This is a genomic window from Sphingobacterium composti (genome assembly GCF_009829075.1).
In the GTDB taxonomy this organism is placed as follows: Bacteria; Bacteroidota; Bacteroidia; order Sphingobacteriales; family Sphingobacteriaceae; genus Sphingobacterium; species Sphingobacterium composti.
Window position 1 is genome coordinate 146,080 of the sequence record NZ_WUQZ01000005.1, and the last position, 24,713, is coordinate 170,792.

Genomic DNA, 24,713 nt, shown 5'->3' on the forward strand with positions numbered 1-24,713 from the left:
TCTTATCAGAACTTTGTGCTATTGAAATTACAATGCCTTTGAGCTCTTATTAAATGATTGATAAACATGAAAAAAGAAATTAGTACATCTATAACTATCCAAGCATCTGCACAGAAAATTTGGACTATTCTCTTAAATTTTGAGAAGTATCCAGACTGGAATCCATTTATTCGCAAAATCGTTGGAGAACCAATTGTTGGAAATCAATTAAACATTAATATTACACCTCCTAATGGGAGTAATATGAATTTTAAACCTCAGGTACTTTCTCACATACCCGAAAAGGAATTCATATGGAAAGGAAAACTTTTGTTTAAAGGACTATTTGATGGAACACATATCTTTCGACTTCAAGAAAATCCCGATGGAAGTACCACTTTCATACACAAAGAAGAATTTAGTGGAATTTTAGTTGGAATGATTAACTTATCAAATACCGAACAAGGGTTTAAATTGATGAATCAGCAACTTAAATCATTAGCTGAACAGTAGGGATTTTTGGAGATAATCTATAAAACTTAATCAAGCAATTAGATAAACTTTTTGTAAAATACACTAAATTTATTGTAGGTATATTTTCAGCTTAATTATGGATAATAAAAATAACCAAACCAATAATAATGATTCAGCAACAACTTTTGCTCAAACCTATTTTCACGGCACCAAAGCAAATTTGCAATTAGGTGATTTGATTGAACCAGGCTATACATCTAACTATGGCAAACAACGCACTGCAAAATATATATTCCTTTCGGCAACTTTAGACGCTGCTATTTGGGGAGCAGAACTTGCGATTGGCAATAGCAAGGAGCGTATATATTTGGTCGAACCATTGGGTGAAATAGAGAATGACCCGGACTTGACGGACAAAAAATTCCACGGCAACCCAACTATGTCATATCGTTCTACTTCGCCTTTTCGAGTAGTTGGAGAAGTGACTGTTTGGAAAGGACATCCTGAAGAACAAGTTGAGGCAATGAAAAAAGCACTTCAAAAATTAAAAGAACAAGGAGTAGATTCTTTAAATGACGAATTTTAAATAACCTAATTATGAAAGATAAATTCAATGAATTATTTGCTTACAACTATGAAATGAACAAACAGGTTATTCAGCTAATTACGCAGCATGAACCCACCATTTCAGAAAAAATATTCGAACTTATATCTCATACAATAAATGCCCATCAAATATGGAATGCACGTATCAATAAAGAAGAAGAATTTGGTGTTTGGCAGTTGAATAGCTGGGAGAATATTCCAACTATCAATGCTCAAAATTATGATAAGACAATCAATATTTTACAAAATAATAATTTGAGTACTATCGTATCCATAGAAACTCAAAAGGTGAGCAATTTAACAACAAGATTGAAGACATTCTTTTTCACATTATCAACCATTCGACTTATCATCGAGCACAGATAGCTACAGAATGTAGAAATCTCGGTATTAAGCCGTTAGTAACGGATTATATTATGTACAAACGAAATATTAGTTAATCTCCACATTGTGTAGAGCATACCAACCATTATCCAATTTATGATTTGATAGGGCTAAATTTAGAGACGGTTTATCCTGTTTGGATTTATCTATTACCGCTACGCCCAGCGTATATTCACCTTTGGAAATATTATTTGTGTTGATATTAAGTGAATATTCATATTCTCTTCCCTGTTTTATCCATAAAGACGGCTCAGCTTTTTCATCAATCCAATATTTTACCGCATTTCCATTCTGGTCAATTAGAGCGAATGCAAGCTTATATTTAAAATTTCATTTAGGATTATTATTGGGCAAATAGCCTGTACCCATATTACGCCAAGTATGCTTTATAACAAATTCTTGATTCGCATTGATTAGCTTTGGAATTGAAACTTTATTGGGATATAATCTATATCCACCTTGCTCAATAAAACCTTGTACTAAATGTGGTGCTAAAGTCATCCAACCTTTTGTCTCTGGGATTTCGCGCAAGTCTAACGTATTAAATCCATGTTGAATAGCATCCTTATAGGTCAATTCATATACATCCAACCATGAATCAAATTTATAGACACGGTCCTTATCAAAGGGTCTGCAATTTTTATCGGCTGTCGAACAGCCCCAATAACAGGACTCTCCAATCAATAGCGTTTTTCCAAACATGCGTTTTGCAATGCACTTTTCGTAAGAAGTAAACCATTCACTGCCAAGACCATCACGGCGCATGCTATACCCTTTATTATCTATAGCTATTTTTTTTCGGTGTCGAATCCTACTTGTCCATTAAAAGGTAAAGCGACCAAAACATGTTTGAAATTATCCGAATACAAAGAAGTATACCAATCAAAAACTTGTCTTAGTTTCGAAGAATCCATCAAGCGTATAGAATGTGCTTCTCCCAAAGCTCCAATCGAAAAGCCGTCCACAAAATCAACGATATCAGGATTATCAAATTCAGCAGCGAAAGCTTTGACAAAATTTGTCCATTTCTCTTGAAAAATAGGATCATCTGGAAATGGTGTCCAATGATTAATTTTCTCTGAGCGTACATGATAACCTTTCGCGCCAGCTTCTCTTACAAATTTTGGAGTTCCGGGTCTAAGATTATCCTGTCCGTTATCATATACCCGAAAAGATAATTTAAGTCCCCTATCTAATGCACCTTGTATTAGCTTTTTGAAATTATCATTGTATTTCCAAGCATATTTTCCTTCTTCTGGCTCCATATCAGACCACCGCCACCGAACATAGAAAAATGAAGCATATTTACGAGCAGCAGTATCTTGAGCTTTCCAATATGTATCTGCATTTTGAACTTCGCCACTAGCATCATCATACATTCCCCAACCCATTGCTGGATTTCGTATTAAGGATTTGGAATCATATGTGGGTGTTATAACTAACGTTGAATTATCCCACTGCAAAGAGCAGTTTGCGAAAAGAAGTAAAAATATAGTAAAAAATACTTTAGACATGGTCGTGATAAAAGAAGTTGAGGTGAGGATTTGGAAACCTCTACCCCAACAACATAATAATTATAAAACAATGTTATTTTATTATAATACAGTAATTTCAGTAAGTGTAGTCCAGCCATTGACTATTTTTTGATTTTCAATAGCTAAATTAATACCTGGTTTATTTTCATTTTGATCATTAATAATAGCCAAAGCTAAGGTATATTTGCCAGAAGTTAAATCCTTAGTATCTGCTGATTTGAAATTATACTTGAACACATCGCCACCAACCCAGTCTCCTGGATTTGCTTCTGTATCAACAAAAGTCTTTTTAATTTGATCTGTCGCATCAATCAATGCAAATGCGACTTTAAATTTATTGTTCCATCGCTTATTTTTATTTGGACATACACCCAATCCCATATTATTCCACTCGTGAGTGATATTAAAATCTTTACCAGATACCATATATTTATCTGCAACAATTTTACTTGGATAGAATCGATATCCTCCTATAATCATAAATTCTTGAACATAGTCAACTGATGTTTCCACCCATCCTTTAGTTTCTGTATGGTTTCGTAAATCCATATAATTAGCCCTTAATTTGTAGGCGTGAGCTAACGATAGTCTATAATTATCTCGCCAAATAGAGCTTGAATTATACAAATGATCGCTTCTAAAAGGTTTCCAATCACCTTCCAAATCATTTCCACCATAATAGGCTTGCTCACCAACAATCATTGTTTGTGGAAATGCTGATAGCATTAGGCTTATCTCTCTATCTTCCAAGTATCGACTTCCTAGACCGTCTCTACGAAGAGCCATTTGCTGATTTTTGAGAACCTCGCCATTTATTATACTTGGATTGATATGTTGTAAAATATTAGATAGAAAAACAGGGATTACTCGTTTGAAATTATCACCATAAAGATTAATGAGCCAACGGTCAGTTTTATCTTTATTTGCGTCATAGTTAATATAACCAGCATTATGTCCTTCACCCCAAAAACCAATATTGTATACATCAACATACTCCACTATTTCAGGATCATCAAATTTTGCTGCAAATGCTTTTACAAAGTTGGAGTACTTCTCTTGAAAGATAGGATCATCCACATAAGGATTCCAATGATTTCGTCCATCAGTAGTATTATATCCTTGCGCACCTGCTTTACGTACAAAATCAGGGGTAGCTTGATTTTGATTATCTTGACCATCAATATATACACGAAAGGCTAATTTCAGGTTTCTATCAAGAGCACCTTTTACTAAAGCTTTGAAATTCTCATCATGATCCCATGCATATTTTCCTTCTTCTGGTTCAAAATCAGACCAGCGCCAACGAATATAAAAGGTAGAAGCATATTTATTCGCATATTCACTTTGTTGCTCCCAGTATGTATTGGCATTAGCTGGCGTCCAAATGGCATCGTCATACACCGTCCATCCCATTCCTGGATTACGAATCAATGACTTATCATCTGCTTTAAATGATACCGTTACTTTTTCGCTTTGATCTATTTCTACCTCTGGTTCTGGCGTTGGCTCCTCTGGAGATTTTGTGTCTTTAGTACAAGCTATCAACAGTAGAATTACTAAAATAAGTGCATATTGATACAATCTTTTCATAATAATATTTATTTCCATCCTGGGTTTTGCTTAAGATTATCGTTTAGGACTATTTGACCAGAAGGTATTGGATACAAATAATAATACTCAGGATAATTTGTATTCGGTACTGGTTCATAAGAAATATATCCCTCATTTACTCCATTTTGAATCGGAATTTTTGTATCAGCAGGGACATAATCAGCTCCCTTCTTAATGTATCTACCCAGTTTTACTTTGGTAGCATATTCCATTTTCTTCCAACGTCTCAAATCATCAAATCTAAAACCCTCTCCCATTAGCTCTATATTGCGTTCTCGGCGGATTTCCCATAGAATCGGATTAACATTGGGATCTCTTGTTGGATCATTCGGAATATTAGCTATATTCAATAATGCAACTTTACCACGTTCTCTAGTTTTATTAATTGTGGCATCTGCTATGGCTTGATTAAATTGTCCTAATTCATAAGTAACTTCAGCATAATTCATCAAAATTTCACTAAGTCTGAATATAGGTGCATCAGACCATTTACCAATACCTACAGACCCTAAATTATTAGCGTATTTATACAGTCTATATCCAGTAAATGTGTTTTGAAGATTAGTACCTTGGGCATCTAAAGACACATCAAAGAAATTCGGTTCTATACCAATTATTACAGCATTGCCTGGTACACCTCCTGTAGTCACAGGTAACGTTTTGTGCAAATCAGTAGATATACTTCGCATAAATCCAAAATATGATGTATCTCGTGGATCATTAGTATATGTAAAAGAAGTTGACATAGATTCAGTAATGATCACTCTGTAAGGAGGTGGCACAGTGTAATACAATCTATGATCTCTATTTCTAAATTCATCATACGCATTCTTATCACCTTTGAACAATGGACTAGTGAATCGAGTCTGCCCATCTGTACACAAATATTGATCAACAGCCGCTTTTGTCAAATCTAGATAACCAAATCTATTCATTTGATTGCCAGTGAAACTATGTCCTACATTTAGCGTTCCATTACCACCATAAGCTTTGAACATAATGATACCATCGACTCCTTCAAGATTATCACTATTAAAATCATCATCATAGCTAGCTGCTAGTTTTGGGTACTTAGCTATTAGCTTTTTAGAAGCTTCTAAACTTGCTTCCAAAAAGACATTGGGATTAATTTCTAAAGGAGTTATTGTCTCTTCTTTATGATATTTTCTCCAAGTTCCTTCTCTAAGTCCAAATCTTGAAATAAATGCTAATGCAGCATCGGAAGTTAAAATATTACGTGTATCACTTGGCGCTAGATTATCTACAGCATAATTTAAATCTTCCATGATTTTGGTTGCAACAATATCACGAGCAGTTCGGGGTAAATAAAGTTCCTGATCAGTATCCTTAAGTAATTTATCAACATATGGCACATCTCCATACAAATTAATTAGATTGGCATAGTTGTAAGCTCTAAAAAAATAACATACCGCTCTCCAATGCTTTTTCCTCTCTTCTGGAATTGGGGCTCCATCTATATTAGAAAGCATAATATTGATTGATCTTAATCGGCTATAACTATCTTTATAAAAGCCATCCTCATTTGGAACAGTTTTCAATTGAGCTATCCATCTAGACTGTGAATTAGGTGCTGAGGTGGCGAGAATATCACTATTTATATCGTTTCCGATACTATAAGGTGATGTTCCTGCACTCTCACCTGTTCCTCCTCCATAATTATCATATGCTGTAAATACATTATAAAATTGCCAAGCAAATGATTGAAAACCAAAATCATTCAAGAATGTAGTTTGTTCACTTAATTTATCTAATGGATATTGATCTAATTTATTACAGCTCAGTACACTACTTGACAATATACCAGCAGCTATTATATATTTTAATTTTGATATCATTATCTTAAAATTTTTCATACCTATTACCTCCTTACATTAGAAATTAACATTAATACCGAAATTGAATTTTTTGATATAAGGGTAAGTACCGCCAGACCAATCATTCAGTATATCAGTACCAGGATCCATACCTGATTGCAAATTGTCAATTGTAAACATATTTTCAGCAGAAATAAATAGACGTATCTTTTTCATGAAAATTTTGTTTGTTGCTTCTGTTGGAAGCGTATACCCTAATGCTAAATTTTTTACCCGTAAGTAAGCGCCACTTAACAAATACCTTGTTTGTGTATTTCTACTTGTCCATTGATTTCCTCCACCATTTGGGTATAATCGATAAAAATGTGCATTAGGGTTATCTACTGTCCAGAAATCAGTGTTCTGAGCTAGAATATCAAAATACTGGTCTTTCCAAGGCTGTGTAAAAGCATTATCTATGTATAAATCTCTTTTAGCTACCCCATTAATAAAGAAGGAAAAATCAAATCCTTTATAACCAAGAGAACCATTAATGCCAAAACGATATCTATGACTTGTATTACCTATTACTTTTCTATCACCAGGATTCTCTAAAGTCCAATCGCCTCCATTGATAACCCCATCACCATTTTGGTCTACAAAAGCCATATCCCCAGGATTTTGATTAACACCTTCAAACGGTACCCAACCATTATTTTTAGCTTGATCGGTTAATTTCCCCCCTTCATTAGTACCATTTAATCCTTCAAAATGATCTTTTTGGAATAAACCTTTACTTTCGTATCCCCAAATTTCACCTAGATTTTGTCCTTCATAATACATCCACAAAGCTCCAGAAGGATTGTCGAATCTGGTAATTTTACCTTTATCATCCGAAAGGTTCATTGAAATGCCATACTTCACATCCCCTATACGATCATTCCAACCAATTGATAATTCAAAACCGTTAGATCTTAAATCAGCTAAATTTTGACGTGGCGCACCTGTTCCTAGTACCTGAGGCAAAGCTTTAGCATCAGTCATCATACCTGTAGTTGTACGAACGAAGTAATCAAAATTAACACTCATCCTATTCCTAAGCATAGTCGCATCAATACCAACCCCAGCTGTAGTAACCCGTTCCCATGTTAATGTATTACTGATTAAAGGAGGCGTACCTATACCTGTATATGGCAAGCCTGTAGATAGATTAAGCCAATTGGTATTATATGCGTCCATGGCGGCAATTTCAGGATAATACACATCTTTAATCACTTGATTACCAATAGCACCATAAGAAGATCTCAGCTTTAATGTGTTGAAGAAAGTATTGGAAGACATAAAATCTTCCGACATAATATTCCACGCGATAGATCCTGATGGGAAAAATCCAAATCTATTTCCAGCCAAATAACGTGATGAGCCATCATAGCGACCACTTAATTGAACTATATATTTATTTTTGTAATCATAATGTATCTGTCCAAAATATCCCGAAATAGCATTTCTATAATATCCATCCCAACCATCAATCGCACCTGTCGCATTTTTGATTGCAGGAGCTTGTAAAGAAAGTAAACCCTTTCGTGATACACCATTTGCCGCATAATCAATATATTCTTGGTTGGTACCAATCATTACATCCGCATGATGATCACCTAATTGTGTAAAATCATATTTAGCGTATACATTTAATATTTGGTGATTTTTTAAATAATTATTACGATAATACTCTGTCCAAGATTGGGCATTGGGATCTAACGTTTGATGAGTTAAATATTCGCCATGAATGGTCTCAATCAGTGAATTATTATTTGCTCTACTCTCCACCTCTGAGGTTTTCTCAAATGTATATTCTCCAGTTACTGTTAAATTTTCTACAAGTTTAAAATTTAATTTAGTACCTAAACGTATTTGATCTCCATTTCTTATTTTAGGATTTTGAAGTTGAACCATATTATTTTGGGTTTGATATGGCAAATATTTCTTTACCCCATTAACCATCACCGAATCGTATCCAATTGGAGTAAAACTTGGTTGAGTAACCATTGCATAGAATGGATAATTGAATCCGTCTCCTGGCTCTGTACGATTAAAATTATTATACATTATTTTACCCTGAAAATCTAATGAAGATGTCAACTTTGTGGAAATAGTATTGTCCGTAGACCATCGCTTGAATTTATCATTTGGTCCCACAATAACTCCGTTTTCATTAACTAGACGTATTGATGAACGAAAGAATATCTTTTCTGATCCGCCAGACGCAGTAAAATTATGATATTGTTCGTTACCTCCTTCAAAGTATGCACCAAACTGATCGTGTGATTTTAACGAATATTTTTGTGTACCTTCTGTTACGATTCCATTTGCAGGTAATTGTCCTGGATTCTTATCATAATAATTAAGCAATGAATCAAATGTATGAATATCCGGACCTGACCACCATCTATCTTGACCAATTCGCTTCAAGACATCAACCCACTCTCGAGGTGTAAGTTTTTTAGGCAATGTACTAACAATCGTTGGAGATATACCTGCTGCGTATTCAAAATTTAGTGGTTGGTTCAGACTTCCCTTTTTTGTAGTTATTAATACAACACCAAATGCAGCTCTTGCACCATATAACACAGATGCAGAAGCATCTTTTAAAACAGTCACACTTTCAAAATCAGCAGGATTTAATAATGAAATATCTTCCATAGGTATATTATCCACGACGAATAATGGATCTCCTCCATTAATGGACGACCAACCGCGAATATTAAAACCAGGCTTTGTTCCTGGCTGTCCTGAACTAACTGATATATTTAATCCTGGTATAGTTCCTTCCAAAGCCACACCTGCATTACTCAATGGTCTATCACGCATTACCTCATCCATTTTGACCGTAGTTAATGCGTCAGATACTTTAGACTTGTTTTGAGTTCCATAACCTACCACAATAATCTCATCCAATTGGCTATCAGCACTTGGCTGCATTACTATATCTATATTTTGAGTAGTTGTCACATGGGTTGTAAAATCTTCGAATCCCAAATATGAGACAATTAATATGCCTCCATTACTTGGAATTTTAATAGAAAATTTACCTTCCACATCGGTAGTTGTAACCTCATTAGTCCCTCTTAGTCTGACTGTCGCACCAGTCATAACACCACCGTTTGTATCACGTACTGTACCTGTTATAGTAGATTGCTGTATCGCCGAAATAACGATTAGATTATTAGCTGATTTGGAATAATCCAAATTGGTACCTTTCAATAAATGTTTCAGCACGTAATCTATTTGCTTATTGGTAAAGGTGATAGTATGCACCTTATTATCAGACAAAACTTCTGAACTATACACAAATCTAACATCACTTTTCTGCTCGATCTCTTTTAAAACATTTTGAAGAGATGCATTCTTGAGACTAATAGAGACTTTTTGAGAAAAAACATTTGCAGAAACATGTAAGCAAATACATGTCAAAATCATCATTAACTTCATGCAAATAATGAGTTTCAAAGCATAAGAATGCTTTGTTCGTAAATAATAAATCATAAATTTGTTTTACTGGTTATCGAATATTGAGCGTCAGCATCTAGGAAATCTACGCTCGATAATTTAATCATGTGAGGGCGACGCTCCAACGTCGTCCTTCTTTATTTTTTCGAATAAAGAACTTCTCTTATTCTATATCCGCTATTAATGGCTTTTGCATCATATTTTTTGGTTTATTTAGTTATTATAATGGTGTTATCTTTTTTAGAAAAATTGAAGTGTTTAGCTTTTTGTAAAGCTTTTAAGACTTCGTTTATGGACTCTGAGGTAAATACGGCTGTAAATACATAATCTCCGACCTGAGTATCCTCGATTTGAATTTGTACATCATACCAACGTTCTAAAGCAGCTTGAATATCACCTAATCTTTGCGCATGAATTTCAAGTCTATTTTTAGTCCAAGCCGTTTCTAGTATGTCATTATTATCTGTTATGGTATTTTTGGTTAACTTAATTTCAGCCAATTTATCATCAGAGATAGAGCTTTTCAGTTCATTATTGTCATCCCCATTACGTACGACAAGTTTTTCCCCTGGCTTTAGAGCCAGAATTTCATTTTTACGATTAACAAGTTCCAAATGCACAGAGCCTGAGATTAGTGATGCTTCGGAAAAAGAATCACTATCATAAGATTTTACATTAAATTTGGTACCTAAAACTTTTACATTAAAATCCTTTGTCTGCACAATGAAAGGAGAATTATTATGTGCAACTTCAAAAAAACCTTCACCCACAAGTCTTACCACACGAATATTTTTATTAAAATCCTTTCCAACAAATAGTTTACTACCTGCATTTAGCAATACTACTGTTCCATCCGAAAGCTTCAGCTTCTTGCGTGCTGCATTTTGAACTTCATACACTTTAGGTAATAAATTAGAATTTTCTGCAATAATTTGAGTTCCTAGTTGTTCATTCTTTTGTTTAAAATATATCACAAGTCCTATGCTCATAACGACTACGACGGCAGCTGCGATTTTACCCCAATATGAGATGTTATAAAGAGGCCGTACCATATCAGTGAGAATCTTACCTTCTAAATTTTCTACACTTTGATTTAATGGTCTCTTTGAGCCATTGAGTATAAAATACAAGCGCCTTGCTTCCAGAATTTGCTCCTTATACTCAGGATTAGAATCTATATATTTCTCCCAATATTTAATACAAGCCTCATCACCTCCTGCACAATATTGCTGAAATGAATTTTGGATTAAAAAATCCTCTTCTGACATCCCTTTCTTGTCGTTCATAATTTGGCTTTTAATAAATAGAGACTCGAAAACGTAATTTTTCCTAAATAAATTTTCATTTTATTTCACTAAGTATTCTTTAATGAAAAATAACATTAAACTTATGAAACAAACATACTTATCGGGATGAGTCACCATTTTCGGTGAAAGACAAGAATATCACACCGTTTGGTTGTACGACAAATTTATTAGGGCTACTATTTATATATTACAAGATATTATTCCAAATGTCCTTTATTTCATAAGGATTTTCATTTACAACCAATTCATAACTTCCAACGTATTACGTTAAAACTAAATCGAATTTTGATAACTGAGATCTTATAGCGCTATTTGTTCTGTTGAAAATGCCAATCCAACCTTTCATAGGCTCATTTTTATTTCGGGTAATCCATACCTCAATTCCAAATTTAGCATACACCTTTTCGCCCATTATACCGTTTTGGTTATAAGCTAACATGTCTTGATTCGTCAATAAGGAATATGAGTAATCATCCATTGTCAATAAATTTCCTCCGATAAATAAAGGGAAGCGGCCAAAGCTCTTTGGGTAATAAAAGTTTGCATTTGATCTTTTGTGAATAGACTTTGACGGCCTTTTTCCTTTTCTTCATCTAGCCAATCCATTGGCTTTAGTTTCACTCAGATATATTATATAGCTATCAAAACTATTAAACCCAATCGGAGGTGCATTTATTGATAAGCTGGCTCCATAGATTGAATTAGATCTATTTTATGCAAATATTGATTTTTCCATACCAAAAATGTACAGAATAGTTACGTATACTCCTATTTTAGACTTAAAGATCATACTAATTATAATTGGCTGAAATAGAAAAGTATTTTCCTATTTTTTTTATATGATCGGAAATGCGATAGTTTTTCCTAAAAAAAAGTTTAATTTGTTTTCTAGTTGATTAAAAAATCTATTTTTTTAGAAATTTACGTAATATTTTCAAAGCATCGTATATGGTATTATAAGCTGTTTTGATAGTTTGATTGGTTTTCTGGGCTATTTCTTCGTAGGAATTCTCTTCAAAAAACTTAAGATAAATAAGTTGTTTTTGACGATAAGTTAATTTATCTAGAGCAATCTTTAGCCGCTTTTTTAGAAGCTCGTCAGTTTGCATCTGAATAATAAAACTTTCATACCCCTCATCAAACCAATCATTAAGTGTAAATGAATTTTTCAAGGCTATATCTGCCTTTTTCTTTTTATTAAGGAGGCGTAAAATTCGTCTTCTTATACTGGTTATGAGGTAAGCTTCGACATTTTCAACTCTTGACAAGGTTGCTCTTTTATCCCAGATATAAACAAAAACATCATCCACGGCTTCCGCTGCAAGATCAGCATCATTACACATTTTTATGCCATGGTTAACTAATTTATAGTATAGCTCTTTATATAAGTCAAGAAAACCATCCTTATTATTTAAAACTATTTTTTCCCAAAGAAGTTGATGCTTTAATTGATTGTTCTGCATGTACATTTGATTACAGATTTCTTAATCACTACATCTTACAAACTTTCCATACCAATTTTGATTGTTTAAAAAATGAGACTTACAATGACAATATTGAAGTAATAACATTAGTCTAAAGTTTATAAATGGATAAATTGCAGATTAACGAAAACCTATTTAACCAAAAATATTTCTTTATAAGAAAACATAAGAATATAGTTTTACTGTTGTAGCAGAAAACCTACAACAGTTATAGGAAAGCACTTATTTTTTAAGCACAGCAAATAATTAATCTTTCACAATCAACTTATTATGAATCATCTTGTAATTATACTGTTGAATAAATGCTTTGAGCGTATGCTCCAAAGAATCCTTTACTTCAGTATTTGAAATTAAGTCTTTCTTCAAAAATTTATCATCTCGGAGATTGAAAATAGATGTTGCTTTCGTTCCATCGTGAGTCATATAATAATCGCCTTTGAAAAGATTATATACCCCTCCAATATTATTGATGACAAAGTTATTTCGATTCGTATCAAAGGCATCAAAACCAAAAGCAAAATAAGGTTTTGGGTAATTCAAGTAATTCATTACAGTTGGCATAATGTCAATCTGTTGAATCAATTTATCCGACTCACCTTTCAATTCACCTCCCGGATAATAGAAGACAATTGGAATAGCAAACGCATTCGCTGAAGTATGGTATTCGGGCAAGTGACTAACTGTAGCATGGTCTGCTGTAATAACGAATAGAGTATTGTCAAACCAAGGCATTTTGGAAGCTTTAGCGAAGAACTGTTTTAGGGCATAATCCGTATAGCCAATAGGCTCATGCACTTCTAATGGTCCTTTCGGAAATTTTCCATTATATTTTTCCGGCACTTTGAATGGGTGATGTGACGACAAAGAGAAGAAACCTGCAAAAAAAGGTTGCGGCATTTCAACAATTTTATCTGCCATAAATTGCATAAATGGCTCATCCCATATCCCCCAAATACCGTCGAAATCGGCATCATTATTATATTCATTTTTCCCGTAGTAATGCTCAATGCCCGCTAATTGTGTATAAGCCGAAAACCCCATACTACCATTCGGAGCACCATGAAAAAATGCTGTTTCATAACCTTCATCACGTAACAGCTTCGCAATACTTGTTGTTTTATTTCCCGAATAAATCGATAAAACAAATGGTTCACCAACTGACGGAATACCCGTAATAACCGATGGAAGTGCGTCAATAGATTTACGACCATTCGCAAATGAGCGTGTGAATGTATAGGACTCTCCTATCAAAGAATCCAAAAATGGCGTATAACCTTTGTAAGTTCCATTATTAATATCGCGATTGAGTGCGCCAATATGTTCCTTACCAAAACTTTCTAAAATAAAAACGACAACATTGAGTTTATTGAATGAAGCGCTGTCTTTGGGTTGATGAATGACAGGATATATGTTCTCTAATTCTTCATCGGAAAAATAATGAACCTCCTTTAAGGAAATAGCCTTCAATGTTTTCAGCATACTGAAAGGCGTATTCAAAACTATGTTCATTTCTTCTGGACTCTTTACATAATCTCCTGCATTACTCAATGTAATTGGACGTGTACTGTGCGCCCATCCTCCTCTTACACCTCCTATAAATAAGAAAATTGTAAACAAGAAGGCTACTATTTGAATACTATAAAATAACCAACTGACTTTTTGAACTTTAACCAATTTAAGCAAATCAAATACTTTAGCCAATGAATATATAATTAAAGCAAAAAGTATTAGCAGATACCAATAATCTATTAGAAAGTCGTATGTTAATTTTAAGAGATTTCCCTCATTTGCAAATTGACTAAATACTGTTCCTGTCGTACGTTTTAATGTATAAGGATAATACGCAAAATCAACTAAATTTAGTGCTATGCCGATAGAGTTTGTAGCCACAAAAATCCATTTACACACCTTCTGATAGGTTTCATTATATTTAAACGGGAAAGGCAAACTTTGCAGTAATATATAAAGTATATTGATGTACAATATTGCGACAATATCAAATTTCAACCCTCCCAACATCATATGAATCAATTCTGCTGTAGAGACATTTGGAAACAGAAATATATTTGCGATATAAAAACCTACTCGCAATCCTGCATATAAAAGAAGAAGAATTACAAATTGAATAAACAATAAGAGTAATGTATTTGATACGCCTTTTAATCTAATTTGCGTCATTTTAATATTGCTGAAATTCTTTAAATACATATTGATAATAACCTTTCGCTATTCGTATCAACCTATCCTTTTCATTTTGAGTACCAAATCCCTGATAAAAAGATACTTTATCCCCTTGCACATCGTAAGAAATTGCTTGATCATTAGTGACGATTCCTAAAGTAGTATTAGAATTATAAAAAGCTTGATTTGGACGATTAATTGAAAATAAGTCTTTCGAATATTTAAATGGCGATGGTTTATCACTCACAAAATTCCATAATGTAGTAGCGACATCCAATTGACTTACGACGCTATCAATTCTCTTACCTTTCCATTCATCTTTCAAGGCGCCACCAAATAAAAACAATGGGATATGGTAACGATCGGGCATTGATAAATCAAATTTTTCGGAGGGATAAACCGATGCATGGTCTGACAAAACCACAAAAACAGTATTATCGTACCAAGACTCTTTCTTCGCCCGCTTGACAAAATCATTTACCACCGAATCGGTATAATAAACTGTACTTCTATATTTATTAGCTTTCGTATCCGAACCAAACTTGTAATCACCCTCCATATCAAAGGGTTCGTGATTCACCACTGTATAAAAAATTGAAAAGAATGGCTTAGCATCTTTATTCAAATCCTCTAACATTCTATTTGCCACAACATGGTCGTACACACCCCAAGATACACGTTCTGTAGTTATATCAAAACTATTGTTATCGACCACACGGTCAATGCCATGTGACAACATATACGATTTGAAATTATAAAATTCAGACTGTCCTCCATGATAAAATGAAGTAGAGTAACCTAAGGAATCATAGACTTGCATAATAGCAGGCAGTCTCTCATGCTTCGAGATATATTTAATTATACTTTCAGAACCCTGAGCAGGAAATCCACTAAAAGTAGCAATCATACCTTTGTCCGAACGGTCTGCTGCAGCATATGCACGTGTAAAGGTTACCCCTTCACTCATCAAATTATTCATGCCTGGAGTAATTGATTTTTCTCCACCTAATGGCTCAAATACCTGTGCTACTATCCCTTCTAATAAGATTACAACAACATTTGGGTTATCAGTTTTCAAAATTTTAGAAATACTATCTGGATAAGCTTTTAAAATTGAATCAACAATACTATCCGACTCTGATGGATCCATAAAATTGTATGGATTCTTAACACCACTTTTTGTCAAATCTTTCAGAAAAGCCCAATAGGTATTGACGGCAGTATGATTTAATATTGAGCTTTCGGAATAGTAAGCTACACTAGGATTTAAGTTTGCTCGCCCATATCCACCACGTATCATTGAAAATATGACACCCAGACCAACCAAAAATACCAGCACCTTTTGTCCGATAGTTAGGGGAACATATTTTGCAAAGCGAACAACTACCCAATGATAAAAATAATGAGCAAAACAAAAAAAAACTATTAACCCAACTACAGCCTGTACTACGATAGTCCAATCCAACGAAGCTGTTAACCCTTGTGGCGTTTCAACCGCCATACCTATTGCACGCTTACTTATTTTCTCTCCCCAAGATTGATACAATGGAATATTGGACACAGTAATTGCCGCAAACAAAAATGTCGGCACCATCACATAACCTCTTAACCACCATTTTGATACAGATTTTTGAATAAAGAAATGCTGAACAATAAAAAACAGAAATGGCAATGCTAATAAATATCCGGCTAACGATAAATCTAACTTAAATCCTGCAATTGATGTATCAAAGAATGCAGAGATGAAAGTTTGTTCAATTTTATCTGAAACGGAAAACAGAAATAACGTGCGGTCAATTGCAGAAAGCAACAACCAATACACCAATAAACTAAGGTAAAAAGTTACAGCAGATAAGTAACCTAACTTTTTATTCATACTTACTTCAAATGAAAAAGCAAAACTAAGTAATATTCTGTGTAAATATGTCGTTTAGCGGTAAGATATTAATACAATAATTGAAGGAATAATCGCTTTATTTCCGTAATTTTGTACTTCAATTTTTTGAACGAATTTTAACAATGAGTATAGCAAAGACTTATAATCCGAAAGAAGCAGAAGAAAAATGGTATTCTTACTGGATGGAAAACGGATTTTTCCGTTCTACACCAGATGAGCGTGAACCATACACAATTGTCATGCCTCCACCAAACGTCACTGGTGTGTTGCACATGGGACACATGTTGAACAATACCATCCAAGATGTATTGATTCGTCGTGCACGTATGCAAGGTAAAAATGCATGCTGGGTACCGGGTACTGACCACGCCTCTATCGCTACGGAAGCTAAAGTCGTTGCCATGTTGAAAGAACAAGGAATTGACAAAAAATCATTGACTCGTGAGGATTTCTTGAAACATGCTTGGGAATGGAAAGAGAAATACGGAGGCATCATCCTAAAGCAATTAGAAAAATTAGGTGCTTCATGCGATTGGGATCGCACCAAATTCACGATGGATCCTGACTTGTCAGAAGCCGTTATCGATACATTCATCAAGTTCTACAAAGATGGTTATATCTATCGTGGTGTTCGTATGGTAAACTGGGATCCACAAGGTAAAACAGCCCTTTCTGATGAAGAAGTAATCCGTAAAGAAGTAAATCAAAAATTATATTACATCCGTTATAAAATCAAAGATTCGGATGAATTTATCATCATAGCGACTACGCGTCCGGAGACGATTATGGCGGATACTGCCATCTGTATCAACCCTAACGATGAACGCTATCAACACCTTAAAGGAAAGACAGTTATCGTTCCATTGATAAATCGTGAAATTCCGATTATCCAAGACGAATATGTAGAGATGGAATTCGGTACAGGATGTTTGAAAGTAACGCCTGCACACGATTTGAATGACTACGAATTAGGTCAAAAACACAATCTTCCAGTTATCGACATCTTAAACGATGATGGTACATTAAACGAAAAAGCAGAAATATTAGTAGGCGAAGATCGTTTCATCGCACGTAAAAAAGTCGCTAAATTATTAGAAGAAGTTGGTCAAATCGAGAAAATCGAAGACTACAAATCACAAGTTGGTTTCTCTGAACGTACAGATGCTGCTATCGAACCAAAATTATCGATGCAATGGTTCTGTAAAATGGACGAATTAGCAAAACCAGCTTTACAATATGTTGAAGACGGCACCATCAAATTGATTCCTGAAAAATTCTTTGCTTCGTACAAGCACTGGATGGAAAATGTGAAAGACTGGTGTATCTCACGTCAATTGTGGTGGGGACAACGTATTCCGGCTTGGTACAATGACAAAAACGAATGGGTTGTTGCGAAAACTGAAGCGGATGCTATCAAAGAGTTTGAAGCACAAGGCAAATCTACAGCAGGTATTCGTCAAGAAGACGACGTATTGGATACTTGGTTCTCTTCAGGCTTATGGCCAATGTCCGTTTTTGATGGTGTTCGTAACCCTGAAAATGAAGATTTCAAATATTACTACCCGACGAATGACTTAGTGACTGCACCAGAAATTTTATTCTTCTGGGTAGCACGTATGATCATTATGGGACATGATTATACACAAAAACCTCCTTTCCGCAATGTATACTTAACAGGTATCGTGCGTGACAAGTTAGGTCGTAAGATGTCAAAATCATTGGGTAACTCCCCTGATCCTATCGAGTTGATGGAACAATATGGTACTGATGGTGTACGTGTAGGTATGTTGTTATCTTCTCCTGCCGGAAATGACTTGATGTTTGACGTGTCTTACTGTGAGCAAGGTCGTAACTTCGCTAACAAAATCTGGAATGCATTCCGTTTGGTAAAAGGTTGGGAAACAACAAATACGCCAGCTACTGAAGCGCAAAAAACTGCGGCTGTATGGTTTGAAAACCGTTTCAACCAAGCTGTAGCTGAAATCGATGAACACTTCGCAAATTACCGTTTGTCAGATGCCTTAATGGCAACTTACAAATTGATTTGGGATGATTTCTGTGCTTGGTACTTGGAATTAGTAAAACCTGCTTACCAACAACCAATAGAAGCCGAAACATTAGAAACTGTTAAAGCTTTCTTCCAAAAAGTATTGGCATTGGCACATCCTTTCATGCCTTTCTTGACAGAAGAATTGTACCATGATGAAATTTTCGGAGCTCGCGATGCTAATGATTGTATCATCGTTGCTGAATACCCTAAAGTAGCTGCTTTTGACGAGAACATCATTAAGGAATTTGCGACAGTACAACAAATCATTTCGGAGGTTCGTGCGGTACGTAACTCCAAAGGTATTTCGCCAAAAGTTGAATTGCCTTTGGCGATTAGCAACACCGATATTGATTTTGCGAAATACCAAGAATCTATTATCAAATTGGCGAACATTTCTGAACTGACTTTCGTACAAGAGAAAGTAACAGGTGCTTTAAGCTTCTTAGCTGGTAAAACAGAATGTTATGTACAGTTGGCTGCTGATAATATTGACGTAGAAGCAGAACGCGAACGTATAACAAAGGAAATCGAGTACTTAAAAGGTTTCTTAGTATCCGTAGATAAGAAATTATCAAACGAACGTTTCGTTCAAAATGCAAAATCAGAAATCGTACAAAACGAACAAAACAAAAAAGCAGATGCTGAAGCTAAGATCCAAATCTTAGAAGAAAGCTTAGCGAATTTGGGATAAAATTTCTACAGGTCATTTCGACCTATAGGGAGAAATCTAAACGTTAATATATCTTAGAGAGTATTAAAAAATCCTCAGCAAATTTGCTGAGGATTTTTGCTTGAAATAATATTCCAACTTAATTTAACTTATATTCAATCAGGCTATATGTATCAGAATAGTCTTCACCACTAAATATCACTCTAATCGGCCCCACACCTTTTGATAACCAATACACTTCTTTCGTTTCCGTAATTTCGTTCGTTAAAGAATTTGTTATTTTCTGAATTAATTCAGTCTTAATCACATCCTTATATGTCCTACCATAAATTGACTCACTATTAGATTTCTCTAAAATACGCCCAGTGTGCGTATATGTTAGCGTCCCATCTCCCATAGAAGATTTGAAAGTTAGAGTCATATTTTCTGTCCAAGTCTCATTAACTGCTTTAGTCGTATTAATATACGTAATTACCCCTCCTCCGATTTCAGCATCTTGTTGCTCTGTGGGGGCGTAATACATTTTAAAAATTCCATTTTCTTCACGTACTGCCAAAGGATAACTTACCTCATCATCTTGATTAATGAAACTAAAATAATCTTTGCCTTGGAAATTCACGGTATGGAAAATTTTGATTTCATTGGTGTCCTTTTCTACGTCGTTATACAGCTTCCAAGTATTAGCTGTTTTAAAAGGCCAGTAAGATTCATTACCCGGAATAATTACCGAACCATCATCTGATTTTGAACAGCTAATAAAAGTGACACAAGTCAACACACAAAAGCACAAAAAAAAGTTTAGTTTTTTCATAGTAAAAATTAATTTATAGGGTTTAAAATTCAAAGTATAAATCCGGTAGATGAACTTTGGATTCTATTGTAAAACGATATCCTTTGAATTTATGCTACAAACGCTTATTAAAGATATTTTGGAAGAGGAAATTCATTTGTTAAATTATTGTTATAAAACAACCCAAGTTTGTATTGATAGACAACAAATCTTATATTTAAAACAAAAACAAATACTATGAATATATTAAAATCAGCTTTTTTGGCTACTGCAATATTTGCTTCTCAAGCTACATTTGCACAATTCAAGCAAACGCCTCTTCCTTATGCATTCAATGCTTTAGAAGGTGCTATTGATGCGCAAACAATGGAAATCCACTATGGTAAACACGCTGCTGCTTATACGACAAATTTAAATAAAGCTATCGCAGGAACTCCAACCGAAAAAGAAAGTATTGAGTCAATTCTAGGTTCTATTAGCAAGCAATCTGCAGCAGTGCGTAACAATGGCGGTGGTCACTATAACCATGAATTGTTTTGGTCTATCTTGACGCCAAAAGCTAATACAAAACCTTCTGCTAAATTGGAAAAAGCAATCAATGATACTTTTGGTTCTGTAGATGCATTGAAAGAAAAAATCAACGCTGCTGGAGCAGCACGATTCGGTTCAGGTTGGTCATGGTTGTCAGTAGACAAAACAGGAAAGTTATTCGTTTCTTCGACAGCTAATCAAGACAATCCATTGATGGATGTAGTGGAAGAGAGAGGCACACCTATTTTAGGTCTTGATGTGTGGGAGCATGCTTATTATTTGCGTTACCAAAACAAACGTGCTGATTATTTAACTTCGATTTGGAACATTATTAATTGGGATGAAGTTTCAGCTCGTTATGAAAAAGCTTTAAAGAAATAATATTACAAATATTTTATCGTCATTTCGAATGCAACAACGTGCAGTGAGTAATCTAGAATAGTAGATATACAAGCTAACTTAATGATTCGAAATGGCGATTTTGTTTTAGTATTTCACCGAAAAAACACCCAGCCTCACCGACTTTTCGTCTTAGCACGCCTATTCCCTCTCCTTTCATTTCCTTACAGCCTCTATCTTTGAAATATAAATTTTAAACAAAGAACATTATGGCAACTAAAAGAATATTTTCAATCAACGGAAGCACAATAAATAATATGATCAAAGGCTTGTTCGCGAATATTAATGATTCTAGATTTGTAGCAACTTCCAAATCAGGCAACAACATTGTTAACCTTCCACTTTTATTGGTAATTTTTGCTGCGATTCTTTTTCCGGTAATATTAATAGTTGGAGTGATTTTATGTGTTATCTTCAAAGTTAACATTTCGATTGAACGTGAACATAAAAAAGAAACAAAATTAATAGAAAATATATAGACAGTTAATCAACTATAATTCTATCATTAGAATTCATAAGTCATGCTAGTCAAATATTTTAGCATGGCTTCTTTTTATTTATATCACAACAATAATTTCATCAATACATAAACTTTAAAAAATGAAAAATTATATTCCTTTTATAATAGTTATTGCACTTTTAAGTTCTTGTAGTAGGATTTCGTTTGATATTACAAATGAATCAAAATTTGATATCGATTCATTAAAAATTCAAGCAAACGAAAACTTGAACGAAACATACCTATCATTAAAACCTAATGAATCCAAAAAGTATATTTTGGATATGAGTTAAATTACAAAAGTCGACGGCTCTTACTATCTTACCTACAAAATTAATGGCATTAGGAAATCTCACAATTTTGGATATTATACAAATGGATCTCCGTCGGAAAGTTTGATTGAAATTAAAATATATAATGATACAGTAAAAACTCTAGTAATTAAAAGATAATTATAGGCATCGAATTATAAGCCACAATAAAACCAAAAGTTGCAGATTATTAACACATTAATATGGAAACAGAAATATAATTTGCAATTATAAAATTAATCTCAATATATTTGTCCTGACAAAAAAAGTTTAACCCTTTAATAAAACGAAGAAAATGCGTGTGCTAAATTCCACTTATTCGACTTCATCAGCAACAGATTTTGCTGAGGTCCTTCTTCGTGCTTATATCCTATCGTAATTTCAATATTATCATAATATATATAAAGCTCGAAGACAATTCGGGCTTTTTTTATGTGTAATCTCATGATTAAAAACATCATTTTACCTTAAGAATTTCTCGAATATTTATTCAAAACATATTCAACTCTATGTTGAATAATTTTTAAAATTTAAATAATTCAAATGGGAAGTAAACTCTCAGGTAAAGACCTTATAAAATTAGGTTTTCCACAAAATAATGTTGTGAATATTGCATTAGGGCAAATTCATCGCTATCGCAAACGCGAGAAAAAAGAAAGAATTTTAGTAGAAGCTAAAGAAGTATTATCATCACCAGAACAATATATTAGTGACGGCATTTGGGGAAAAATAGCAGAAGCCTTAATCAAGCCAGTTGAAATACGTATGCAGCAATTAAACAGTATGCGTGCGCCTTTTTCAATTTTTGGAGAAAATGAAATTGATGAACAAGCCAAAAGGCAACTGTATGATGCACTAAAACTGCCAGTAGCAATACGAGGTGCCTTGATGCCTGATGCCCACAGTGGCTATGGACTACCAATTGGCGGAGTATTGGCCACAGACAATGCGGTTATTCCATATGGTGTAGGCGTAGATATCGGTTGCCGCATGTCATTATCTATATACGATTTGCCAGCGACTTATTTGAATGGAAAAACATTCCAGTTGACAAACATCATAAAAGATAACACCAAATTTGGAATGAATGAGGTTCATAAGCATAAGAGTGACCATCCTATCCTTGACAGAAAAGAATTTCAGGATATTCCTTTGCTTAAAAGTCTCAAAGATAAAGCATTCAAACAGCTAGGTACATCTGGCGGAGGTAATCATTTCGTAGAATTCGGCATTGTAAAAATTCATACTGAAAGTGAAGCATTAAATATTCCAAAAGGCGAATATATAGCCGTCTTGGCACACTCAGGTTCAAGAGGATTAGGCGCTAACATTGCGAAGCATTACACTTATTTAGCTACAAAACAATGCCCATTGCCTCGAAATGTCCAACATTTAGCATGGCTGGATATGAATACACACGATGGACAGGAATATTGGTTAGCAATGAATTTAGCTGGTGATTACGCAAAAGCTTGTCACGATGATATTCACCGAAGAATTGCAAAAGCATTGGGTAAACAACCTTTAACAAAAATCGAAAACCACCATAATTTTGCGTGGAAAGAAATGATTGGAGGAAAAGAGTGCATAGTCCACCGCAAAGGAGCCACACCCGCGCAAAATGGTGTGCTTGGCATTATTCCTGGCTCTATGACTACGGAAGGCTATATTATCGAAGGTAAAGGCAATATCTTAAGCCTGAATTCAGCTTCACATGGCGCGGGAAGATTAATGTCTCGCGCTGCCTGCAAAAATTCAATTACTAAAAGCCAGATGTTTAAAGAAATTGAAAATAAAGGTGTAGAATTGATTGGTGGAAGTGTCGATGAATCGCCAATGGCTTATAAAGACATAAAAAAAGTCATTGCTCTACAAAGCGAATTAGTCAATATTTTAGGTACGTTCACGCCTAAAATTGTAAGAATGGATAAATAGAAAAAATGTATGAAAAAGCAGCTATTAATTACATCAGGAAGAGGTCCACAAGAATGCAATTTGGCAGTACAGCATGTATTTAACAAAATTCAATATGAAGCAAGGCAATATGATTTGAAAACTGAAATAATTACTTTAGAAAAAGAAAATGGAACTATATGTTCCATTATTTTATCAATTAATGGTTCTCGCGTACAAGAATTTACTGAAAGATGGATTGGTACAGTTCAATGGATTTGTAAAAGTCCAATTCGCAAAAATCATAAACGTAAAAACTGGTTTATTGCTGTAATAGAAGCTGAAGAACAAACAACACATTTGTTGGATGAAAAGTTAATTCAGTTTGAAACTATGCGGAGTTCTGGTGCGGGGGGGCAACATGTGAATAAAGTAAGTTCAGCTGTACGAGCTATATATCCACCATTAAATATAGCAGTTCAAGTGATGGATACACGTTCTCAACTTCAAAATAAACAAATTGCTATTCAGCGCATTCAACAGAAAATAGCTCAAATAGAACATTCTAATACTGATAAACAAACAAATGAAAATTGGATGAATCAAGCTCAGATAGCTCGAGGCAATCCAATTAGAATATTTGAAGGAATCAAGTTCGTGGAAAATCGGATAGGAGGAACGGGATTAATTCCCGTTCCGACCTTCCACAGCACCGCACGTACCGTTCGGTATACGGCGCTTCCCTAAGTTGTAACACGAACTCGCTTGTATTCTGCCAGTAAAGATGG

General features: G+C 34.4%; 23 protein-coding genes. 10 read left to right on the top strand and 13 right to left on the bottom strand.

Going from position 1 to position 24,713, the window contains the following annotated elements; translation table 11 throughout:
* The first annotated feature begins 66 nt into the window (after positions 1–66).
* The 4 genes from GOQ17_RS05630 to GOQ17_RS16570 all read left to right on the top strand — a co-directional run bounded on the left by GOQ17_RS05630 (position 67) and on the right by GOQ17_RS16570 (position 1,499).
* Complete coding sequence (locus GOQ17_RS05630; protein ID WP_159636034.1) at positions 67–492, top strand: SRPBCC domain-containing protein; 426 nt, start codon at positions 67–69, stop codon at positions 490–492.
* Between the two features lie 97 nt (positions 493–589).
* The gene (gene arr, locus GOQ17_RS05635) at positions 590–1,039 is read left to right on the top strand and encodes an NAD(+)--rifampin ADP-ribosyltransferase (protein WP_159636037.1); all 450 of its coding nucleotides are present in this window, start codon (positions 590–592) and stop codon (positions 1,037–1,039) included.
* 11 nt (positions 1,040–1,050) lie between these two features.
* On the top strand, positions 1,051–1,425 hold the full coding sequence (locus GOQ17_RS16365) for a hypothetical protein (protein WP_236537072.1): 375 nt from the start codon (positions 1,051–1,053) through the stop codon (positions 1,423–1,425).
* A complete protein-coding gene (locus GOQ17_RS16570) occupies positions 1,422–1,499 on the top strand; it encodes a hypothetical protein (protein WP_394350600.1) in 78 nt (25 codons plus the stop codon). The genes GOQ17_RS16365 and GOQ17_RS16570 overlap by 4 nt, the downstream gene beginning before the upstream one ends.
* A gap of 274 nt (positions 1,500–1,773) precedes the next feature.
* On the opposite strand, the gene GOQ17_RS16190 is transcribed toward GOQ17_RS16570, so the two are convergent.
* The 11 genes from GOQ17_RS16190 to GOQ17_RS05685 all read right to left on the bottom strand — a co-directional run bounded on the left by GOQ17_RS16190 (position 1,774) and on the right by GOQ17_RS05685 (position 16,761).
* Positions 1,774–2,208 (bottom strand): hypothetical protein, encoded by a 435-nt coding sequence (locus GOQ17_RS16190; protein WP_201288550.1) that lies wholly within the window; start codon positions 2,206–2,208, stop codon positions 1,774–1,776.
* Between the two features lie 23 nt (positions 2,209–2,231).
* The gene (locus GOQ17_RS16195) at positions 2,232–2,957 is read right to left on the bottom strand and encodes a hypothetical protein (protein WP_201288552.1); all 726 of its coding nucleotides are present in this window, start codon (positions 2,955–2,957) and stop codon (positions 2,232–2,234) included.
* 81 nt (positions 2,958–3,038) lie between these two features.
* Positions 3,039–4,568: a DUF4832 domain-containing protein gene (locus tag GOQ17_RS05650; protein WP_159636040.1), complete on the bottom strand. Its 1,530-nt coding sequence runs from the start codon at positions 4,566–4,568 to the stop codon at positions 3,039–3,041.
* Positions 4,569–4,576: 8 nt separating this feature from the next.
* Positions 4,577–6,445: a RagB/SusD family nutrient uptake outer membrane protein gene (locus GOQ17_RS05655; RefSeq protein ID WP_159636043.1), complete on the bottom strand. Its 1,869-nt coding sequence runs from the start codon at positions 6,443–6,445 to the stop codon at positions 4,577–4,579.
* 36 nt (positions 6,446–6,481) lie between these two features.
* Positions 6,482–9,886 carry a SusC/RagA family TonB-linked outer membrane protein gene (locus tag GOQ17_RS05660; protein ID WP_236537073.1) on the bottom strand — a complete coding sequence of 1,135 codons (3,405 nt, stop codon included), beginning with the start codon at positions 9,884–9,886 and terminating at the stop codon, positions 6,482–6,484.
* A 236-nt stretch (positions 9,887–10,122) separates the two neighbouring features.
* A complete protein-coding gene (locus tag GOQ17_RS05665) occupies positions 10,123–11,199 on the bottom strand; it encodes a FecR family protein (protein ID WP_159636049.1) in 1,077 nt (358 codons plus the stop codon).
* Between the two features lie 283 nt (positions 11,200–11,482).
* Positions 11,483–11,698 (bottom strand): hypothetical protein, encoded by a 216-nt coding sequence (locus tag GOQ17_RS05670; RefSeq protein ID WP_159636052.1) that lies wholly within the window; start codon positions 11,696–11,698, stop codon positions 11,483–11,485.
* Positions 11,699–11,700: 2 nt separating this feature from the next.
* A complete protein-coding gene (locus GOQ17_RS16490) occupies positions 11,701–11,826 on the bottom strand; it encodes a hypothetical protein (protein ID WP_262885574.1) in 126 nt (41 codons plus the stop codon).
* Between the two features lie 299 nt (positions 11,827–12,125).
* Positions 12,126–12,683 carry an RNA polymerase sigma factor gene (locus GOQ17_RS05675; protein ID WP_159636055.1) on the bottom strand — a complete coding sequence of 186 codons (558 nt, stop codon included), beginning with the start codon at positions 12,681–12,683 and terminating at the stop codon, positions 12,126–12,128.
* 267 nt (positions 12,684–12,950) lie between these two features.
* Positions 12,951–14,882 (bottom strand): LTA synthase family protein, encoded by a 1,932-nt coding sequence (locus GOQ17_RS05680; RefSeq protein WP_159636058.1) that lies wholly within the window; start codon positions 14,880–14,882, stop codon positions 12,951–12,953.
* Between the two features lies 1 nt (position 14,883).
* Positions 14,884–16,761: an LTA synthase family protein gene (locus GOQ17_RS05685; RefSeq protein ID WP_159636061.1), complete on the bottom strand. Its 1,878-nt coding sequence runs from the start codon at positions 16,759–16,761 to the stop codon at positions 14,884–14,886.
* A 143-nt stretch (positions 16,762–16,904) separates the two neighbouring features.
* Between GOQ17_RS05685 and GOQ17_RS05690 the strand changes: the two genes are divergently transcribed.
* On the top strand, positions 16,905–19,523 hold the full coding sequence (locus GOQ17_RS05690; protein ID WP_159636064.1) for a valine--tRNA ligase: 2,619 nt from the start codon (positions 16,905–16,907) through the stop codon (positions 19,521–19,523).
* 118 nt (positions 19,524–19,641) lie between these two features.
* Here GOQ17_RS05690 and GOQ17_RS05695 read toward each other — a convergent pair whose 3' ends face one another.
* Complete coding sequence (locus GOQ17_RS05695; RefSeq protein WP_159636067.1) at positions 19,642–20,313, bottom strand: hypothetical protein; 672 nt, start codon at positions 20,311–20,313, stop codon at positions 19,642–19,644.
* Positions 20,314–20,529: 216 nt separating this feature from the next.
* Here GOQ17_RS05695 and GOQ17_RS05700 point away from each other — a divergent pair, with 216 nt between their 5' ends.
* From GOQ17_RS05700 to GOQ17_RS05710, 3 genes are all read left to right on the top strand, one after another.
* Positions 20,530–21,204, top strand: a complete 675-nt coding sequence (locus GOQ17_RS05700; RefSeq protein WP_159636070.1) for a superoxide dismutase — start codon at positions 20,530–20,532, stop codon at positions 21,202–21,204.
* Between the two features lie 227 nt (positions 21,205–21,431).
* Positions 21,432–21,701, top strand: a complete 270-nt coding sequence (locus tag GOQ17_RS05705; RefSeq protein ID WP_159636073.1) for a DUF4342 domain-containing protein — start codon at positions 21,432–21,434, stop codon at positions 21,699–21,701.
* Between the two features lie 121 nt (positions 21,702–21,822).
* Positions 21,823–22,014 carry a hypothetical protein gene (locus GOQ17_RS05710; protein ID WP_159636076.1) on the top strand — a complete coding sequence of 64 codons (192 nt, stop codon included), beginning with the start codon at positions 21,823–21,825 and terminating at the stop codon, positions 22,012–22,014.
* 296 nt (positions 22,015–22,310) lie between these two features.
* Here GOQ17_RS05710 and GOQ17_RS05715 read toward each other — a convergent pair whose 3' ends face one another.
* Complete coding sequence (locus GOQ17_RS05715; RefSeq protein WP_159636079.1) at positions 22,311–22,478, bottom strand: hypothetical protein; 168 nt, start codon at positions 22,476–22,478, stop codon at positions 22,311–22,313.
* A 97-nt stretch (positions 22,479–22,575) separates the two neighbouring features.
* Here GOQ17_RS05715 and GOQ17_RS05720 point away from each other — a divergent pair, with 97 nt between their 5' ends.
* Complete coding sequence (locus tag GOQ17_RS05720) at positions 22,576–23,967, top strand: RtcB family protein (protein ID WP_159636082.1); 1,392 nt, start codon at positions 22,576–22,578, stop codon at positions 23,965–23,967.
* 9 nt (positions 23,968–23,976) lie between these two features.
* A complete protein-coding gene (gene prfH, locus GOQ17_RS05725) occupies positions 23,977–24,672 on the top strand; it encodes a peptide chain release factor H (protein WP_159636085.1) in 696 nt (231 codons plus the stop codon).
* Positions 24,673–24,713 lie beyond the last annotated feature (41 nt).

Coding starts and splice junctions, on each gene's coding strand:
- GOQ17_RS05630 (WP_159636034.1), top strand. CDS start 67: ATGAAAAAAGAAATTAGTACATCTATAACTATCCAAGCATCTGCACAG.
- arr (WP_159636037.1), top strand. CDS start 590: ATGGATAATAAAAATAACCAAACCAATAATAATGATTCAGCAACAACT.
- GOQ17_RS16365 (WP_236537072.1), top strand. CDS start 1,051: ATGAAAGATAAATTCAATGAATTATTTGCTTACAACTATGAAATGAAC.
- GOQ17_RS16190 (WP_201288550.1), bottom strand. CDS start 2,208: ATGCGCCGTGATGGTCTTGGCAGTGAATGGTTTACTTCTTACGAAAAG.
- GOQ17_RS16195 (WP_201288552.1), bottom strand. CDS start 2,957: ATGTCTAAAGTATTTTTTACTATATTTTTACTTCTTTTCGCAAACTGC.
- GOQ17_RS05650 (WP_159636040.1), bottom strand. CDS start 4,568: ATGAAAAGATTGTATCAATATGCACTTATTTTAGTAATTCTACTGTTG.
- GOQ17_RS05655 (WP_159636043.1), bottom strand. CDS start 6,445: ATGATATCAAAATTAAAATATATAATAGCTGCTGGTATATTGTCAAGT.
- GOQ17_RS05660 (WP_236537073.1), bottom strand. CDS start 9,886: ATGATGATTTTGACATGTATTTGCTTACATGTTTCTGCAAATGTTTTT.
- GOQ17_RS05665 (WP_159636049.1), bottom strand. CDS start 11,199: ATGAACGACAAGAAAGGGATGTCAGAAGAGGATTTTTTAATCCAAAAT.
- GOQ17_RS05670 (WP_159636052.1), bottom strand. CDS start 11,698: ATGGATGATTACTCATATTCCTTATTGACGAATCAAGACATGTTAGCT.
- GOQ17_RS16490 (WP_262885574.1), bottom strand. CDS start 11,826: ATGGATTGGCTAGATGAAGAAAAGGAAAAAGGCCGTCAAAGTCTATTC.
- GOQ17_RS05675 (WP_159636055.1), bottom strand. CDS start 12,683: ATGCAGAACAATCAATTAAAGCATCAACTTCTTTGGGAAAAAATAGTT.
- GOQ17_RS05680 (WP_159636058.1), bottom strand. CDS start 14,882: ATGACGCAAATTAGATTAAAAGGCGTATCAAATACATTACTCTTATTG.
- GOQ17_RS05685 (WP_159636061.1), bottom strand. CDS start 16,761: ATGAATAAAAAGTTAGGTTACTTATCTGCTGTAACTTTTTACCTTAGT.
- GOQ17_RS05690 (WP_159636064.1), top strand. CDS start 16,905: ATGAGTATAGCAAAGACTTATAATCCGAAAGAAGCAGAAGAAAAATGG.
- GOQ17_RS05695 (WP_159636067.1), bottom strand. CDS start 20,313: ATGAAAAAACTAAACTTTTTTTTGTGCTTTTGTGTGTTGACTTGTGTC.
- GOQ17_RS05700 (WP_159636070.1), top strand. CDS start 20,530: ATGAATATATTAAAATCAGCTTTTTTGGCTACTGCAATATTTGCTTCT.
- GOQ17_RS05705 (WP_159636073.1), top strand. CDS start 21,432: ATGGCAACTAAAAGAATATTTTCAATCAACGGAAGCACAATAAATAAT.
- GOQ17_RS05710 (WP_159636076.1), top strand. CDS start 21,823: ATGAAAAATTATATTCCTTTTATAATAGTTATTGCACTTTTAAGTTCT.
- GOQ17_RS05715 (WP_159636079.1), bottom strand. CDS start 22,478: ATGAGATTACACATAAAAAAAGCCCGAATTGTCTTCGAGCTTTATATA.
- GOQ17_RS05720 (WP_159636082.1), top strand. CDS start 22,576: ATGGGAAGTAAACTCTCAGGTAAAGACCTTATAAAATTAGGTTTTCCA.
- prfH (WP_159636085.1), top strand. CDS start 23,977: ATGAAAAAGCAGCTATTAATTACATCAGGAAGAGGTCCACAAGAATGC.